We start from the raw sequence: 16,635 nt of genomic DNA on the forward strand, positions 1-16,635 counted from the left end.
GTGTAACGACAAAAAAGCCGCAATAACGATTGCGGCTCCTGTTACGGTTTTCTTTTATATGTCCACTGGCGGTTATGATTCGTGTTATCCGGAAACTTTTCACCGGCAGTTAATTTCACCATTTGTGGATCTTTCACCATACTTCCCGTTTCACCAATTTCTACGTAAATGCCATCATTCGGCGCTTTTTGTCCAGAACGAAACCTGCGATTTTGTCCCATCTTCATTCTCCTTCCATGACGTCTTGCCTCATTAGTATATCCATTTTAAAAGAAAGCTTTTCTGTCATGTTTAGGAAACAGTACTACATCTCATTCTTGTACATATATATGAATGACACGAGCATAAGCAGGGATTTCTTTCCTACTTGTAGAAAAAAAAGAAACCAACCTACTCTAGGCTAGTTTCAAAGGAGAGTCAAACATATACGAGAAGATTACATGTTCATTATAGGCCTCATCATACGAGCAATGTAACCCTTTTCACAATTTGTACATAATGAAAGAAACATTGTTTGAACTTTCTAAAAAGATGTTGACTTTTCTTAATTTCCAACGATAAATAGTAGACACCACAGCACTTTGAGACGTAAGATGGATATATAGTGAAATTTCCATCTATGGTGATTTCACCGAGTCTAACCTCTTATTTCTGCATATTAAAAACGGAAATACAGATAGATACAAAAAAATTATTATAAGAGGTGAAATTATGAACAAACAACATTTAATCGCATTAGACTTAGACGGCACTTTATTAACAGACAACAAAATAATTTCCACTCGAACGAAACATACAATTGCAAAAGCAAAGGAACAGGGACATATTGTTGTTATTTCAACAGGACGTCCATTCCGTGCTAGTTATGATTATTATAAAGAACTTGATCTTAACACACCTATCGTAAACTTTAACGGCGCTTACGTACATCATCCTCTTGATTCAAACTGGGGAACACATCACTCTCCTCTTGAGCTAGCAACAGCGCAAGAAATTGTCCGAGCTTGCTTTGATTTTGGCGTAAAAAATATATACGCGGAAGTAATGGACGATGTGTATGTTCGTGAAATTGATGAAGATAAAAAACATATTTTCGAATTCGGCTCTCCTAAGATTTTTACGGGAGACTTATTAAATATTTTAAACGATCATCCAACTTGCTTATTAATTGACGCACATGACGAGCATTCTACTGCAATTCGTCAACATTTAACCGATATGCATGCGGAAGTAATTGACCATAGAAAATGGGGCGCACCTTGGCCGATTATTGAAATTGTGAAAAGCGGATTAAATAAAGCAGTTGGATTACAAAAAATTTCTAGTCATTACAACATTCCACAAGAGCGAATTATCGCTTTCGGTGATGAAGATAATGATTTTGAAATGATTGAATTTGCTGGTCACGGCATCGCAATGGGAAATGCCATCCCTGAATTAAAATCACTCGCAAACCATACGACGTTAACGAACGAAGAAGATGGTATTGCTTTATATTTAGAAGAGGTTCTTGGGTTGTAATCTAAAAATTTCCTACTTATAGTTTCCTGCCAAATGTCCATACTATAAGTAGACGCATGAGACATTGCGTCGATTGTTTTCAGCTAAATAAAGGGGGTTTTTCGAATGGGTAAAAAGAACAAATCAAAACGTTTTATCCAACAAGGAGCCGATGCTGTTATGAAGCATGATGCAAGATTCCCGTACAGAGGTACATTAGCTGAGGCAGAAAAAGCAAGAAGTAACTCTTCTTTTGGAGGGGTTTAAATGGGGAACTTACTATTCCAACAAGCTAGAGATGCTGTTGAAAATGCCGTATCTTGTTCAAGCGGTACTGAGCAACAAGATCTCGTGTATAGAGCAAAAAATGCTTTGCAATCCGCTTACGCAAACTCTTCAACTGCTGAAAAAGTTCAGCTCCGTGAAATGCAAGAGCAATTGCAAAACATTACGAATTTACATTAAAAAAGAGGACCAACTTCGGTCCTCTTTAATCTTTCCGAAACAATCCGAACACCCCAACTGTTTGCAGTATATTTGTAAATGCACCTGGGTCCACTTGTTTAATAATCCTCTCTAATTCGTATAACTCATAACGAGTAATAACCATCATTAACATTTCTTTATTTTCATTCGTATAAGCACCTGTTGCTGGTATCGTTGTAATCCCTCTTACTAATCGCGAGTGAATCGCCTTTCTTACATCTGCCCCATTCTTCGTAACAATTAATGCTGTAATCTTTACATGACGAGTATGAATTGCATCAATAATTCTCGTTGATACATATAAAGTCACTAGCGTATATAACGCTTTTTCCCATCCATATACATAGCCAGCAGCGATAATGATAATTGCATTAAAAAAGAAAAAGTATGTACCGACAGGCTTATCTTTTATTTTTGATAAAATCATGGCGATAATATCTAATCCACCTGTAGAAGCACCCCACTTTAAAGCAATCCCTACTCCAATTGCCGAAATAATCCCGCCAAAAATCGCATTTAATATGATATCATTCGAAACCGCTCTAACAGGGATGATTTCTAGAAACAGAGTCATAAATATAACACAAAGAAAACTAAAAAAGGTGAAGGCCTTTCCAACCTTTTTCCACGCTAAAATAACGACAGGAATATTAAATAAGCTAAACAATACTCCCGTAGATATGTGAATCGATAAAAAATCACCTAATATTTGTGATAATAATTGAGACAATCCAGCAAAGCCGCTCGCATACACTTTTGCTGGCGTTAAAAATAAATTCATCCCAATCGCGTTTAATAAACCTGCGATGATTACAACGATTAACTTCTTTATAAGTTCAGTATAATTCAACTTCAAATCCATTTCGAATCCACCTTTACCCTTCATAAATGCACCGCTATACATAGTCTTTACGAAAAAGGAAATGATAAACGTACAACGTTTAGAAATGGAGTTGATACATATGCCACATACGAGTGATAACGACAAAAAAGCACGTGATAATAACGCAAAACGCACACAAAAAAATGAGCAAGAGCAAAAAAATATTCAGCAAGGTAAACGTGCATACTCTAAAAAGACCGATCACCTTTGATTCCATCGTACATCAACAATTATGTTGATGTACTTTTTTACATTTTAAAGGAAAAAACATTAAAAATTCACTTCATGTTCACTTCTATATTCTACAATAGCGATAACATATTCGGATGAGGTGTTGGCATGAGAGGGAAACATATTTTCATTATTACTGCACTAATAAGTATATTGATGCTATCTGCTTGCGGACAAAAGAATGGCTCAGCTACAGTCGCTACAGCAACAGACTCCACCATTACAAAGGATAACTTCGAAAAACAATTGAAAGATCGTTACGGAAAAGACATGCTATACGAAATGATGGCACAAGACGTCATCACAAAAAAATATAAAGTACCTGATGAAGAGGTAAATAAAGAAGTAGAAAAAGTAAAAAAACAATATGGAGATCAATTCAAAAAAGTATTAGAAAATTATGGTTTAAAAGATGAAGAGGATTTCAAAAATCAAATTAAGTTCAAACTTGCTATGAATGAAGCGATTAAGAAAAGCATTACAGAAAAAGACGTAAAAGACCACTATAAGCCAGAAATTAAAGCGAGTCACATTTTAGTAAGTGACGAAAATGAAGCGAAAGAAATAAAGAGTAAACTAGATGCTGGTGCTTCATTTGAAGAATTAGCAAAACAAGAATCACAAGATCTGCTATCAAAAGATAAAGGTGGAGACCTTGGATACTTCAATTCAGGTACAATGGCTCCTGAATTCGAAACCGCTGCCTACAAACTAAATGTTGGACAAATTAGCAATCCCGTAAAATCATCAAACGGTTATCACGTTATTAAATTAACTGATAAAAAAGCTTTAAAGCCTTATGATGAAGTGAAAGACTCTATTCGCAAAAACTTAGAGGAAGAACGTACTGCTGATCCTGTATTCAGCAAAAAATTGTTACAAGAGGAATTAAAAAAGGCAAATATTAAAATAAATGATAGTGATTTGAAAGATACGTTTACTCTTGTTTCTCCTCAAGAAAATTAAAAAAAGCACAACCTTATCTTTTTAAATAAGGTTGTGCTTTTTAATCTTCTATCTTATTTCTTAAAGTACGTCCAGCCTTCTTCTTGGTAAACCTTTTCTTCTTTCATCAATTTACCAAGTGCGCGCTTAAATGCAGCTTTACTCATGTTAAAGCGTTCTTTAATATCTTCCGGATGGCTCTTATCCCAAAACGGCATTGCTCCGCCTCGTTCTTCCATATATGCATAAATTACTGCAGCATCGTCTTCCATTCCTTCTTCTTTACGAGGAAGAAGTGAAATGTTAATTGTACCGTCATCTTTTACGTCAATAATACGGCCTGTTACACGCTGACCGATGCGGACTTGTTCTTTTCTTTCTGTATGGTGTAAGAAAGCACGGAAATGTTCATCTGTTAAAACGAATGAACCTACTTGAAGCGAACGATATACACGTCCATTTACGTTTTTATTACGCATAGATGGCGTTGCATCTACGATAATTTCTTGCATATCACTGTCTCTTGCCGGAAGAGCAATTAAACGATCACGATTCGTTAATTTTAACGTACAATATAATTCGTCGCCTACTTCTGGCCATACTGGCATATAAATCGGGAACTCATCAGCTGGAATTAGTATATCTTTTGACACACCAATATCAACAAACACACCTAAACTAGGAATAACTTCTACAACCTTTACCCAGTTCCAATCATAAGTTGTAATAATCGGTTCCTTCATTGTTGCTGAAATACGATTTTGGTGATCAAGGTATAAGAATACATCAATCGTATCGCCTTCTTCAATTTCTCCAGCTACTTCGTTTTTATGTAGGAAAATTTCCTCTTCTTCATTCCCAACCATATATCCAATTTCCGTTTCGCGTAAAACAGTTACCTGTTCAATCGATCCTATTTGCAAATACATATTTTTTAATTCCCTTCTATATATATAAAATTATCTTTTTTATCATTCCAAACAAAAGTTAATTATAACATGATTTTTCCTGTATTTGTCCAACTGCCCAAAATTCACTATAATAAAATGAGGTTACATGAATATAAGTACGAAAACACTTAAGTCTAGACTCGTTTTCAGCTATACTTTAGTATGTACAGTACATAACAAGATTAGAAATTTATTTGGAGGTGCTAACTATGGCAAAAGATAGTTCTTTTGACATCGTTTCGAAAGTAGAATTACCTGAAGTAACAAACGCAATTAATATCGCATTAAAAGAAATACAAAACCGATATGACTTTAAAGGAAGTAAAAGTGATATTAAATTAGAAAAAGAAGTACTTGTTTTAACTTCTGATGACGAGTTTAAATTAGAGCAAGTAAAAGACGTTCTTATCTCTAAACTTGTAAAACGTAACGTTCCAATTAAGAACTTAGATTACGGAAAAGTTGAAGCTGCAACTGGCAACACTGTTCGCCAACGCGCAACACTTCAACAAGGTATCGATAAAGATAACGCTAAAAAAATTAACAACATCATTAAAGAAATGAAATTAAAAGTAAAAACACAAGTACAAGATGATCAAGTACGTGTTACAGCGAAAAGCCGTGATGACTTACAAGCAGTAATCGCAGCTGTTCGTAGCGCTGATTTACCAATCGACGTACAGTTCATTAACTACCGCTAAAAAGAAAACTCCTCTTAATTAGAGGAGTTTTCTTTTTTGTCTTGTAGAGACAATATTACGAGAACAAACTATAGAAAAAGGTATATGCGGTGAAAATTGCTAAGTGAACAGGGTCTAACCATACGCATACTTTACAAGTGACCGTATGATTAAACTAGGCCTTATTGTAGAATTTGTTTTATACATGTATTTAGCAGACCTTATTGAAAATAAGAAAAATATACCTTAAGACGTTTCCCCTTCAATTTGAATTACTTTTCTTAATAACCACATCCTGGGCCAAAGTCATCTTAAAAATCGCTGTAACTCATAATTCCTCCCCCGCCAAAACGTAACAATTTATGAGTATAAGAATATTTCCCAACCTTTAATGTAATGTAAAATTAGTAAGGATCTAAAAAATGTTAATTAAAAAAGAGTTAGAAGTGGTTTTTTGAAGAAATTAATATTATGGTTTTTATTAGCCACATTCTCCCTAAATACTGTAGGATGTTCTAATAATACAAATACACTAACGGATAAGTCTAACTGTATCAACAAAGCTTGGTACAAAAAAACTATGTCATGTAATCATTTAAAAAAACATTAAATAGTTAATGATAAAGGTCATAAAAAAAAGACACCCCAAAGTGCCTTCCCCCGACTTGAACCATCTTAATTTTAATTATATTTGGATGGAGTTAAAAAGAAGCATACATTGTTAATAAAGATGCAGACTTCAAAATAAAAAGTACACTAAGTAAACTCTTATTCAAAAATTTATATTAAACACTTAATATTTTAGAAGAAAGTTTATAAGTTTAGAACCTACAGGGATTTCCCCTGTAGGTTCTATTATATTTCAAGTAATTCCCAAATGAATTATGAGTGGCTTTTTTCATTTTGGTTTTCAAAATATTTTTCTTTAACCATTTTTATCAGATTTTCTTTTTCTGTTAGTTCAAATATAAATAATGCTTTTTTCATGTTATTTGCAACATCTTCTTCATTAGGTTGTTTAAGTTTCAATAAATTCCAAGCTTTTCCATAGTATAATTCACCTAGTAAATATAAAGTATTTAGATTAATAGCTAGTTTAATACCCATATCATTGTATTTTACTGCCTCTTCATGTTGATTTGCATGACCTAAAATTTTTGCTAAATTAAAAATAATTTTCAATTTAATTTCTTTATCTCTAGGAAAATCTAACTTATTAAAATTAGTTAAACATCTTTTTAATATATTAATACTTTTTTCATATTCTTTATTTTCCGCATAAAATATAGCCATTGTTTGCATAATATCTATTTCTCTTTCTGATAAAAAATCAGAATTAGTTAAAGTCAGTTTTAATGCATTATTTAAAAAATCTAAAGCAGTTTTTATTGATTTATCCACCATAAATATAGCAATTGCTTCATGCCATATTAGAAATTGTTTATCTTCTTTTGTTTGAAAATTATTTAAGTTCTTCTCTTTTTTTACTATTTCATAAAGTTCTTTATATTGTTTTTGCTTTAAGCAATCTTTTATTACGCATTTTACATTTTCTATATATTTTAATTTTTTATTTTGAGTTAATGCAAATATATTATTTGGGTCAATACCAAGTCTTTCTGATAATTGATATAATAATATACTAGATGGATAAATCACACCTTTTTCTATTTTGCTAATTTGACTTTGTGAACATATTCCATGACATAATTCGGATTGTGATATATTTTTTTTAATTCTAAGCTCTTTAATGGTAATACCCAAATCGTAAAACTCCATTTTCCCACCTACTATTTAGCACTGTATTAGTATAAGAGTATTCTCTAACTTTTAATGTAATGTAAAATTAATATAGTTGCAATTATTGATTGCTTCAAAGATTCTTCCCTATCGGTGCTAACACAAAAAACAGGTTAGGAAGAAAATCCTCTTCCTAACCTGGCCCTCCTCTCACTAGGGACGTTTTCATTCTCACATCGTTTCTCTTAAGAAATTTCATATCAACAGAATAACACTATTGCCCCGCCGAACAAACTTACAAATACAATAAGAAGACATGAACATAGAGCGAGTAATTTCTCATCTCATCTACGCTTCCTTTTAACTGCAATTAGAAACGCAATAAATAATACATTCACACCAACGATTAAGGAGATAAATAACCAATTCACACCTGTTTCTCCGTTAACTTTATACATGTTTGATTCTTCACGCTTTAAAACGAGATAAAATTTTCCGTTTTCCTCTCTTATAATTTCATCCTGTAACAATCCTCTTAACTCTTGTTTTTCACCAATTGCACTTGCAGGTAAGGAGACTTTTTGTGTTTCTTTCGTATTATTAATTGCTACTAAAGTTACTTCATCTTTATATTTTCGTTTTAGTATGCTCATCCCGCTCTTATCATACAGAAGCTCAAACGTACCGCGTCGTAAAGACGGTCTCGCCTGCCTAAGTTCACCTAGTTTTGTTATGTGCTGCATAAATTTTTCGTCTGACTTAAAATCCATTAATCGTCTATTATCGGGTACACTTCCTCCATCTAATGCAATTTCCGTTCCGTAATAAAAATTCGGAATCCCAGGTGATGTTAACAAATAAGTAAGCGCCAGTTTTAAACGTGATGGCGGATAATACATATTTTCTTTTGCAATACGCGCATATCTTTTTGTTTCTTGATCATCTAAAAACGTAACAAATTCCCCTTCTTTTTTACTCACATCGTATAACGATTTCACCGATACATCCGCTTCGGAAAACGATTCTACGATTTTTTCGTTGTATTCGCTATCCTCCTTTGTCATAATACGAAAATCTTTCTTTATCACTTGCATATCTTTTTGCGCGTTACCCCAAAAGGAACGCGGCTTTTTTTCACTATGTATAACATAACTTCCGTCTAAATCAACTTCTTTTATCCACCATTTCATTGCGTCAATTACCTGTCGTTCGTTTTCTCCAAGCGGAAATTGAAATACAACTTTCATTCCTTTTGCATGAGCTTCTTTTACAAGTTCTTTCACATCATTGTCTGTCCCGAAATGTTCATTTACCTTTTTAAAATTTCGCACGTCTAATCCATCGTACTTTCCACTTTCAAAAAGCGGCGAAAGCATAACGGTAGTAAAACCCATTTCTTTTATGTAATCCAACCTTTTTATAATTCCTCTTATATCCCCGCCTTGATACCCTTCTAAATTACCAACTTCTAATTGTTTGTCATTTTTCGGTTCTCCATTATTGAAGCGATCAATCATAATGGAGTATATAACTTCATCTTTCCACTCTCTTTTTTCGTCTGCAAAAGTATGTATTGGTACAAACAAAACAAAAGCTAAGCAAAAACAAATGAATAGTTTCCTAGTCCGTATTTTTCCCACACGCATCCCCCAAGTTTTTAATTGTAAGAATATTATACCAATTATCCGAGAGAAACGCATATGTCGATTTCAATCCTCACAAAATAATCTATGTTATATTTTCTAACATCATGTATATATTTTTCTGAATTTTTAGTTGATTTTTAGGTATTTTTCGAATATGATATGAAACATAACAAAACGATGTTATTTTTTCTAACATTATAGGAGGAGAGCTCATGAATATGGGAGATACAGTTTTTATGTTTGTGACGACAGTAATGGTCATGTTGATGACACCAGGATTGGCACTTTTTTATGGAGGTATGGTTCGCAGCAAAAATGTACTCAGTACAACGATGCATAGTTATAGTGCAATGGCTATCGTTTCGATTCAATGGATTGTTATCGGTTATTCTTTATCATTCGGACCAGATTGGCACGGGCTTATCGGTACACTTGATTGGTTCGGTCTAAACGGAGTTACCTACGCACCAAATCCAGACTACTCATCTACTATTCCTCACAATTTATTCATGATGTTTCAACTCATGTTCGCCATTTTAACTCCAGCTTTAATTTCAGGTGCATTTGCTGAAAGAATGCGATTTTCTGCCTTTCTTATTTTTATCCTTCTATGGACAACGATTGTTTACAATCCTGTCGCTCATTGGGTATGGGGCGTCGGCGGGTGGCTAAGGGAACTTGGTGCACTAGACTTCGCTGGCGGAAACGTCGTTCACATCACTTCCGGAGTTGCTGGTCTTGTATTAGCTATTTTCCTTGGAAAACGAAAAAACATAAATGGTTCTTCTCCTCACCATTTGCCATTTACAATGTTAGGCGCAGGCTTATTATGGTTTGGCTGGTTCGGTTTTAACGTCGGAAGCGCATTATCTTTAAATGATGTAGCTTTAACTGCATTTATTAATACAAATATAGCTGCTGCTGCCTCAGCATTAACTTGGATGCTTTCAGAGTGGTTCTTCCAATCAAAACCGACTGCGATGGGAGCTGCTTGTGGCGCCGTTTCCGGTCTAGTCGCTATTACACCAGCTTGCGGGTTCGTTACACCTTTCTCAGCTCTTCTTATCGGAGCAATTGGCGGCGTATTATGCTTCGGAGCGGTCTTTTTCTTAAAAACAAAATTCGGATACGACGATACACTCGATGCATTCGGATGTCACGGCATCGGTGGAACTTGGGGCGGTATTGCGACAGGATTATTTGCAACTACTGCCGTAAACGGCGATGGCGCTAACGGATTATTTTACGGAAACGCCTCGCTGCTGTTGAAACAACTTGTAGCGATCGGCGCAACATATGCGTTCACAATTATAATGACGTATGCCATTATTAAAGCAATCAACTTCTTCCTCCCTGTCCGGGTAGATGAGCACGAGGAACATATGGGACTTGATATTTCGATGCATGGGGAGAAAGCTTATGAGTATACTGAGCGAGTGAACTAAAAAAGAGATGCAATCTATTAGTAATAGATTGCATCTCTTTTTTGCGCACCGGGCAACATACCACACCTAGTATAATTGAAAATATATTAACGGTTTTTTGGATATATCAACGATTTTTCAAATATATCGATTGTTTCTTTCAATATATCAACGTTTCGACACAAGATATCGATTTACCAACAAATTCCGACATAACGAAACTGAAGAATACCCGCGTGTAACTTTACACATAAAAAAGACGACCGAAACCCAGTCGTCTTTTCCTATTTATTTCGGAGCATTTCCTACATATTGCGTAATATCAACATTTAATGCCTGCGCTAAACGCATACCGTATTCTTGATCTGCACGGAAGAAGTTACAAACAGCTAATAATTTTGTGCGTTCATTTACGTCTTTTAAGTCATTTGTTAAGTTTGCAATTAAGTTGTCTTGCTCTTCTTTAGAGAATGAACGGTAACGCTCACCTGCTTGTTTGAAGTCATTTGGCTTGTCAATTTTTTCACGAGATACATAGCCTTCTACTTTCATAGTTGAATCGCGGTAAGCTGGGTCTTCAACTGGATTCTCTGCATGACGGCTCGGTTCGTAGTTGATTGTAGATGGGTTTTGATTCACTTGCATCGCACCATCACGTTGTTGATTATGAACAGCTGCGTATGGGCAGTTTACAGGAATTTGTAAGTAATTTGCACCAAGACGATAACGCTGTGTATCTGGGTAAGAGAATAAACGACCTTGTAATAATTTATCTTCCGATGGCTCAATACCATTTACAGTGGCACTTGGAGAGAACGCTACTTGTTCTACTTCTGCAAAGAAGTTTTTCGGATTACGATTTAACGTCATTGTCCCTACTTCAATTAACGGGAAGCGATCTTCTGGCCATACTTTCGTTGGATCTAGTGGATCAAAGTCTAAAGAATCCATTTCATCTAATTGCATAACTTGTACGTGTAAATCCCATTTCGGGTGATTTCCTTTTTCGATCGCGTCGAACAAGTCACGAGTAGCATGATTGAAGTCTTTCCCTTGTACTTCTTGCACTTCTTTCGCATTTAAGTTACGTACACCTTGCTGTGGTTTCCAGTGGTATTTAATATAAACAATTTTACCTTCTTCATTAATCCATTTAAATGAATGGACGCCGAAACCTTCCATTTCACGATAACTTGCTGGTGTACCGTAATCAGAAAATACCCATGTCATCATATGTGTAGATTCTGGACTTAACGTCATGAAATCCCAGTAACGATCTGGCGTTTGAATATTCGTATCAGGTGCTGGTTTTAAAGAATGTACCATATCAGGGAATTTAATTGCATCACGAATGAAGAAAACTGGTAAATGATTACCTACGATATCGTAGTTTCCTTCTTCTGTATAAAATTTAACAGCGAACCCACGTGGGTCACGTGCTGTTTCAGGAGAACCTTGACCATGAATAACCGTTGAAAAACGAACAAATACAGGTGTTTCAGTTCCTTCATTTTGTAAAAATGCAGCTTTCGTATATTGCTTCATACTATTTTTCGTTACGAATACACCGTGAGCACCTGCACCACGCGCATGCACAACACGTTCCGGGATACGTTCACGATCAAAGTGTGCAAGTTTTTCTACTAAATGATAGTCTTCTAATAATACTGGTCCACGACGACCAGCTGTACGAGAATTTTGGTTGTCTCCAACTGGAGCACCTTGGTTTGTTGTTAAGCGATTATTTGGATTCATCTAGGGGGATCCTCCTCTTTCTTTCATAGTAATTATTATTTGTTTAAAATTATTATAAACTAATTATTATTCAAAACTATATCTTTGTCAACTATTTCCTTCACTTTCTTGGAAACAATTTCAGCCAAACAGTCGATAAATGCAGATTGCACATTCGGCATATTTGGTCTAAAATATTTGGCATTTAATTCATCCGTTACAACTTTACATTCATAATCGTTGTCATATAAAACTTCTAAATGCTCCGCTACAAAACCAACTGGGCAATATATGAAAGATTCGTACCCATGCTCTTCATATAAATCTTTCGTTAAATCTTGCACATCTGGACCAATCCACGGATCTGGAGTATTCCCAGCACTTTGCCAACCGATTGTATAGTTTTGAATATTTGCAGCTTCTGCAATTAAATCTGCCGTATGCTTTAGTTGTTCTACATAAGGGTCTCCTGCTGCAATAATTTTTTCTGGTAAACTATGCGCTGAAAAAATTACGACCGCTTTCTCTTTATCTTCAATTTTTGTAAATGTTTCTTTTATTTGATCTGCCCAATACGAAATAAACTTCGGTTCATCGTACCATTGTTCAATTGGTTCAATAACAGGACCACCGATTTCTTTTGAAAGACGAATAGCACGGTCATTATACGCTTTAATGCTAAATGTAGAATAATGCGGCGCTAATACGATACTAATCGTTTGCTCAATCCCATCACGCTTCATTTCTTCTACAGCATCTTCTATAAATGGAGCTATATGTTTTAAACCTAAGTAACAAGTAAATTCATACTCTGTAAATATATTATTCATTGAATCTGTTAATTTATGCGCCTGTTCTTTCGTAATTTTTGCAAGCGGCGAAATTCCACCAATCGCTTTATAGCGCTCAATTAAATCTTCAAGCGCTTCTTCTGATGGCTTACGCCCGTGACGGATATGTGTATAATACGCCTCTACATCGTCTAATGATTCTGGTGTTCCATACGCCATTACGAGTAAACCTATTTTTTTCTTTTTCATCTATATAACACCTCAATTTTATAAATGAGAATCTTTTTCAAGAACATTTGTTTCCAATTATAACAACTAATAATAAATACGTAAAGATAATTATTCTAAATAAGTATTTTTTCTAATATGATTCTGAATTTTATATGACAATTTATTTAATAAAAAGCGACTTACATAATTGTAAGCCGCTTTTCCGTTATTCCTTAATATTTACCCCATATTCTTTAAACCAAATGTGAATCTGTGCTAAATGAGCTAAAAGCTGTGGCCCAGTCATCAATTGACCAAACCATGGTGTTTGAAATGCACTGCCGCCAGACTGAATCAATCCGCTCAACTGCTCTTTATCAAACAGTTCGTGTAAAATTGAACCTTTATCCGTTAATAAACTTTGAAGCCATACTGTTACTGCTTTTGTATAGTGTGGATTATGCGTTTTCGGATAAGGACTCTTCTTTCTATATAAGATATCATGTGGAAGTACATCTTCTAACGCTTTACGTAATAGACCTTTTTCGCGGTTTTTATACATTTTCATTTCCCAAGGAATATTCCACGCATATTCGACAAGACGATGATCTGCAAATGGAACACGTACTTCTAAGCTCGCCCCCATACTCATACGGTCTTTTCTGTCTAATAATGTTGTCATAAACCATACCATATTTAAATAAAATAATTGACGTCTTTTTGCTTCTAACGGACTTTCTCCCTCTAAAATAGGAACTTCTTGAATCGACTCTTCATAGCGCCTTTGTACATATTGTTGTAAATTTAATTTATTTCTCCATTCTTTTTTTAGAAGTTGTTCACGTGCCTCTGTAGAACGCATCCACGGAAATGCACTCGATTGTAAATCATCTTCTCTATAAAACCACGGATATCCGCCAAATATTTCATCTGCACATTCTCCAGATAAGCCAACGACAAAATCTTGTTTAATTTCTCGGCAAAACCATAATAATGACGAATCGATATCTGCCATACCAGGCAAATCACGAACGAGTACCGCTTCAGTTAAATACTCTGCTAATTTTTCATTCGAAATGACGCAGCGATGATGGGTTGTTTGAAATGTCTCAGTCATTAAATTAATAAACGGAGCATCTGAATTTGGCTGGAATGCACTCGCTTTAAAGTATTTTTCATTATCTTCGTAATCAATAGAATACGTGTGTAATTGCCCTTTTCCTGATTTCTCGTATTCTTTCGCTGCGATAGCTGTAATAGCGCTCGAATCTACACCACCTGATAAAAAAGTACATAGTGGTACATCAGAAACAAGCTGTCTTGTAATAGCATCTTGTAATAAAAAGCGCGTTTTCTCTACTGTTTCTTCAAAAGAGTCTTCATGTTTTTTACTTTCTACATTCCAATATCTCCATATACATAAACCGTTCTTTGAAAATGTCATCGCATGACCTGGACGCAATTCTTTTATACCAGCATAAATACCGTGGCCAGGCGTTCTTGACGGTCCGAGCCCGAATATTTCTGATAATCCTTCTAACGTTACTTCCGCCTTCACATCTGGATGCGACAATATCGCTTTTAACTCCGAACCAAATAGTAAGCGTCCGCTATCATATTTATAAAAAAGTGGCTTTACACCTAATCGATCTCTCGCAATAAATACTTGTTCTTTCTGTTCGTCCCATACTGCAAACGCATATATACCGTTTAAATGATCGACACATTCTTCTTTCCATTCAATATAAGAAGCTAATAATACTTCTGTATCAGAATGACCTTTGAACGTATATCCTCTTCTTAATAATTCCTTTCGAATGTCTTCTGTGTTATAAAGTTCACCGTTATAGCAAATGGCATAATTCGTTTCATCTTTTAAACAAGTCATCGGTTGTTTACCACCCTCAGGGTCCACAACGATTAAACGTTTATGCCCAAATGCGACATTGCCTTTAATCCAAACTTTATTATCATCCGGCCCACGTTTGGCTAACGTCTCAGCCATCTTCGTAACGACATCCCTTTCTCCTTCTAATGAGCGTTTATAATCCACCCATCCTGTAATCCCGCACATATAAATCATCCTTCCATCTTATTTCTTTTCTTGAACGTGCAGTAATCCCCACCCTAAGAGTGCGGATCAAAAAAATGAAAAACTTGACGATAACCTACTATCCACATATGGAATAGCATTTTCACTCAGTAAAACGTGTTTTATTGTATGCCCACCTATGTCTATATGTGTCTAGTTATAAAGAATGCACGAACTGTCTATAACAGGAATAACTACTTTTCATAAAGGAGAAATCGTGTATGATACAACGTAAACATATTTTATATAATCAACCCCGTGCTCATACAGTCGGTAATGTAGAATATATAAACAATGAGTGGGTATTCTTTGATGATGAAAATGATGAAGCGTTTTTATTAGAAGATATTGCCGAAGATGGGTTTGAAATTTTGTATAATAACAATTGGCTACCAGCCCGTTTCTATGAACAAGATGTATTACAAATCGCCAACGAGCAACACCATTTGCAAAACGGTGAAATGATACGTATTCGAAAAAAGTTACTTCTTAGCTATAATGAATGGCTGGAGGAATTACCTGACTCTGTCTTCACATTATTAACAGAATCATTGCAATCACTTCACTACTCTTTATATGATTGCATGTATTGTCATAATTATTTATCTTTCTTACCGCAAGAGGAGTCACGCGAAGGAGTAAATATTCTTTTGTTTGATAACGAAGAAATGATCTGTACACTGCAGCACCATTTCGTCCGTCACACTACGTCAAATAAAAATATGTTCCGTTTTACGAAAGTAAATGGAGAAGAGTTGCATATCGATGCGACATAAAGTGAAACTTTAATCAGTGGGGGAGCCCACTGATTATTAGCCTTCACCAATCTGATGTTTACGGGATAAAGTAAAAAACCACCTTATAATCTCCCAAGTCTTTGAGATTATAAGGTGGCTTTATTTTTTATTAGAATACTTTCCAGCCAATCGGTAATTTCAGCCCAAGGTAAAATACTGCTACTAGCGCAACAATAAATAAGCCCCAAACCGCCCCTGTTGGTTTGTTTTTGCTCATTTTCACAAGAACCATTTCCATTCCACCGATAACTAAAATACCAACTAACATTTTCAAGCCATACCACATGTGCATGCTACCTGTTGCTGTCTTCACAATACTCATGTACAACATGAAGCCTGTCACAATAATAATGATATACATTAGGCGAAGCCCCATATGTACACCTTTCCCTTTTCTTCCTGCTGAATAAAGTGAATACGCAACGAAGAATAAAATTAAACCTAACGCCCATGCTGTAATATGCATATGTACCATCGTATCCCTTACCTCCTCTTTTCACACTTTTTCACTCTATATGATAACATG

Annotated in this window: 17 protein-coding genes; 8 read left to right on the forward strand and 9 right to left on the reverse strand. The window is 35.2% G+C overall.

Annotation, left to right across the window (positions count from 1 at the left end):
- Positions 1 to 41 precede the first annotated feature (41 nt).
- Entirely contained in the window at positions 42 to 221 is a 180-nt protein-coding gene (locus ACTFO4_RS21160; protein WP_000531421.1) for a YjzC family protein, read from the reverse strand.
- Positions 222 to 711: 490 nt separating this feature from the next.
- Between ACTFO4_RS21160 and ACTFO4_RS21165 the strand changes: the two genes are divergently transcribed.
- The 3 genes from ACTFO4_RS21165 (at position 712) to ACTFO4_RS21175 (ending at position 1,965) form a co-directional block, all read left to right on the forward strand.
- Positions 712 to 1,521 (forward strand): Cof-type HAD-IIB family hydrolase, encoded by an 810-nt coding sequence (locus ACTFO4_RS21165; protein ID WP_001041232.1) that lies wholly within the window; start codon positions 712 to 714, stop codon positions 1,519 to 1,521.
- Between the two features lie 105 nt (positions 1,522 to 1,626).
- Positions 1,627 to 1,767, forward strand: a complete 141-nt coding sequence (locus ACTFO4_RS21170) for a hypothetical protein (protein ID WP_000516816.1) — start codon at positions 1,627 to 1,629, stop codon at positions 1,765 to 1,767.
- Complete coding sequence (locus tag ACTFO4_RS21175; RefSeq protein ID WP_000527407.1) at positions 1,768 to 1,965, forward strand: DUF3813 domain-containing protein; 198 nt, start codon at positions 1,768 to 1,770, stop codon at positions 1,963 to 1,965.
- Between the two features lie 25 nt (positions 1,966 to 1,990).
- Here ACTFO4_RS21175 and ACTFO4_RS21180 read toward each other — a convergent pair whose 3' ends face one another.
- A complete protein-coding gene (locus tag ACTFO4_RS21180) occupies positions 1,991 to 2,848 on the reverse strand; it encodes a YitT family protein (RefSeq protein WP_000364431.1) in 858 nt (285 codons plus the stop codon).
- A 100-nt stretch (positions 2,849 to 2,948) separates the two neighbouring features.
- On the opposite strand from ACTFO4_RS21180, the gene ACTFO4_RS21185 reads away from it, so the two are divergent.
- On the forward strand, positions 2,949 to 3,080 hold the full coding sequence (locus tag ACTFO4_RS21185; RefSeq protein WP_001120851.1) for a DUF3941 domain-containing protein: 132 nt from the start codon (positions 2,949 to 2,951) through the stop codon (positions 3,078 to 3,080).
- 128 nt (positions 3,081 to 3,208) lie between these two features.
- Entirely contained in the window at positions 3,209 to 4,066 is an 858-nt protein-coding gene (prsA, locus tag ACTFO4_RS21190) for a peptidylprolyl isomerase PrsA (RefSeq protein WP_001214213.1), read from the forward strand.
- 53 nt (positions 4,067 to 4,119) lie between these two features.
- Here the strand turns inward: prsA and ACTFO4_RS21195 are convergent, their stop codons facing one another.
- Positions 4,120 to 4,974 (reverse strand): CvfB family protein, encoded by an 855-nt coding sequence (locus ACTFO4_RS21195; RefSeq protein ID WP_000281262.1) that lies wholly within the window; start codon positions 4,972 to 4,974, stop codon positions 4,120 to 4,122.
- Positions 4,975 to 5,204: 230 nt separating this feature from the next.
- Between ACTFO4_RS21195 and ACTFO4_RS21200 the strand changes: the two genes are divergently transcribed.
- Positions 5,205 to 5,696, forward strand: a complete 492-nt coding sequence (locus ACTFO4_RS21200; RefSeq protein WP_001040149.1) for a YajQ family cyclic di-GMP-binding protein — start codon at positions 5,205 to 5,207, stop codon at positions 5,694 to 5,696.
- An 861-nt stretch (positions 5,697 to 6,557) separates the two neighbouring features.
- Here ACTFO4_RS21200 and ACTFO4_RS21205 read toward each other — a convergent pair.
- Both ACTFO4_RS21205 and ACTFO4_RS21210 read right to left on the reverse strand, forming a co-directional pair.
- Positions 6,558 to 7,454 carry a helix-turn-helix domain-containing protein gene (locus tag ACTFO4_RS21205; RefSeq protein ID WP_243820912.1) on the reverse strand — a complete coding sequence of 299 codons (897 nt, stop codon included), beginning with the start codon at positions 7,452 to 7,454 and terminating at the stop codon, positions 6,558 to 6,560.
- Between the two features lie 305 nt (positions 7,455 to 7,759).
- Entirely contained in the window at positions 7,760 to 9,115 is a 1,356-nt protein-coding gene (locus ACTFO4_RS21210; RefSeq protein ID WP_326234792.1) for an alpha-amylase family glycosyl hydrolase, read from the reverse strand.
- A gap of 158 nt (positions 9,116 to 9,273) precedes the next feature.
- On the opposite strand from ACTFO4_RS21210, the gene ACTFO4_RS21215 reads away from it, so the two are divergent.
- Positions 9,274 to 10,506: an ammonium transporter gene (locus ACTFO4_RS21215; protein ID WP_001055855.1), complete on the forward strand. Its 1,233-nt coding sequence runs from the start codon at positions 9,274 to 9,276 to the stop codon at positions 10,504 to 10,506.
- A 267-nt stretch (positions 10,507 to 10,773) separates the two neighbouring features.
- On the opposite strand, the gene katB is transcribed toward ACTFO4_RS21215, so the two are convergent.
- From katB to asnB, 3 genes are all read right to left on the reverse strand, one after another.
- Positions 10,774 to 12,240, reverse strand: a complete 1,467-nt coding sequence (katB, locus tag ACTFO4_RS21220; RefSeq protein ID WP_001069176.1) for a catalase KatB — start codon at positions 12,238 to 12,240, stop codon at positions 10,774 to 10,776.
- 59 nt (positions 12,241 to 12,299) lie between these two features.
- Positions 12,300 to 13,259: a ferrochelatase gene (gene hemH, locus ACTFO4_RS21225; protein WP_326234791.1), complete on the reverse strand. Its 960-nt coding sequence runs from the start codon at positions 13,257 to 13,259 to the stop codon at positions 12,300 to 12,302.
- A 187-nt stretch (positions 13,260 to 13,446) separates the two neighbouring features.
- Positions 13,447 to 15,294 (reverse strand): asparagine synthase (glutamine-hydrolyzing), encoded by a 1,848-nt coding sequence (gene asnB, locus ACTFO4_RS21230; RefSeq protein WP_000333996.1) that lies wholly within the window; start codon positions 15,292 to 15,294, stop codon positions 13,447 to 13,449.
- A 239-nt stretch (positions 15,295 to 15,533) separates the two neighbouring features.
- On the opposite strand from asnB, the gene ACTFO4_RS21235 reads away from it, so the two are divergent.
- Positions 15,534 to 16,088 carry a DUF2777 domain-containing protein gene (locus ACTFO4_RS21235; protein ID WP_000616046.1) on the forward strand — a complete coding sequence of 185 codons (555 nt, stop codon included), beginning with the start codon at positions 15,534 to 15,536 and terminating at the stop codon, positions 16,086 to 16,088.
- Positions 16,089 to 16,218: 130 nt separating this feature from the next.
- Here the strand turns inward: ACTFO4_RS21235 and ACTFO4_RS21240 are convergent, their stop codons facing one another.
- Positions 16,219 to 16,584, reverse strand: a complete 366-nt coding sequence (locus ACTFO4_RS21240; protein WP_440014486.1) for a YisL family protein — start codon at positions 16,582 to 16,584, stop codon at positions 16,219 to 16,221.
- Positions 16,585 to 16,635: the final 51 nt, after the last annotated feature.

The organism is Bacillus cereus group sp. MYBKT14-1 (genome assembly GCF_051915185.1).
Classification (GTDB): domain Bacteria; phylum Bacillota; class Bacilli; order Bacillales; family Bacillaceae_G; genus Bacillus_A; species Bacillus_A cereus.

What these genes read in the sequence shown, in the direction of transcription:
- ACTFO4_RS21160 (WP_000531421.1), bottom strand. Translation starts at nt 221, where the DNA reads ATGGGACAAAATCGCAGGTTTCGTTCTGGACAAAAAGCGCCGAATGAT.
- ACTFO4_RS21165 (WP_001041232.1), top strand. Translation starts at nt 712, where the DNA reads ATGAACAAACAACATTTAATCGCATTAGACTTAGACGGCACTTTATTA.
- ACTFO4_RS21170 (WP_000516816.1), top strand. Translation starts at nt 1,627, where the DNA reads ATGGGTAAAAAGAACAAATCAAAACGTTTTATCCAACAAGGAGCCGAT.
- ACTFO4_RS21175 (WP_000527407.1), top strand. Translation starts at nt 1,768, where the DNA reads ATGGGGAACTTACTATTCCAACAAGCTAGAGATGCTGTTGAAAATGCC.
- ACTFO4_RS21180 (WP_000364431.1), bottom strand. Translation starts at nt 2,848, where the DNA reads ATGGATTTGAAGTTGAATTATACTGAACTTATAAAGAAGTTAATCGTT.
- ACTFO4_RS21185 (WP_001120851.1), top strand. Translation starts at nt 2,949, where the DNA reads ATGCCACATACGAGTGATAACGACAAAAAAGCACGTGATAATAACGCA.
- prsA (WP_001214213.1), top strand. Translation starts at nt 3,209, where the DNA reads ATGAGAGGGAAACATATTTTCATTATTACTGCACTAATAAGTATATTG.
- ACTFO4_RS21195 (WP_000281262.1), bottom strand. Translation starts at nt 4,974, where the DNA reads ATGTATTTGCAAATAGGATCGATTGAACAGGTAACTGTTTTACGCGAA.
- ACTFO4_RS21200 (WP_001040149.1), top strand. Translation starts at nt 5,205, where the DNA reads ATGGCAAAAGATAGTTCTTTTGACATCGTTTCGAAAGTAGAATTACCT.
- ACTFO4_RS21205 (WP_243820912.1), bottom strand. Translation starts at nt 7,454, where the DNA reads ATGGAGTTTTACGATTTGGGTATTACCATTAAAGAGCTTAGAATTAAA.
- ACTFO4_RS21210 (WP_326234792.1), bottom strand. Translation starts at nt 9,115, where the DNA reads ATGCGTTTCTCTCGGATAATTGGTATAATATTCTTACAATTAAAAACT.
- ACTFO4_RS21215 (WP_001055855.1), top strand. Translation starts at nt 9,274, where the DNA reads ATGAATATGGGAGATACAGTTTTTATGTTTGTGACGACAGTAATGGTC.
- katB (WP_001069176.1), bottom strand. Translation starts at nt 12,240, where the DNA reads ATGAATCCAAATAATCGCTTAACAACAAACCAAGGTGCTCCAGTTGGA.
- hemH (WP_326234791.1), bottom strand. Translation starts at nt 13,259, where the DNA reads ATGAAAAAGAAAAAAATAGGTTTACTCGTAATGGCGTATGGAACACCA.
- asnB (WP_000333996.1), bottom strand. Translation starts at nt 15,294, where the DNA reads ATGTGCGGGATTACAGGATGGGTGGATTATAAACGCTCATTAGAAGGA.
- ACTFO4_RS21235 (WP_000616046.1), top strand. Translation starts at nt 15,534, where the DNA reads ATGATACAACGTAAACATATTTTATATAATCAACCCCGTGCTCATACA.
- ACTFO4_RS21240 (WP_440014486.1), bottom strand. Translation starts at nt 16,584, where the DNA reads ATGGTACATATGCATATTACAGCATGGGCGTTAGGTTTAATTTTATTC.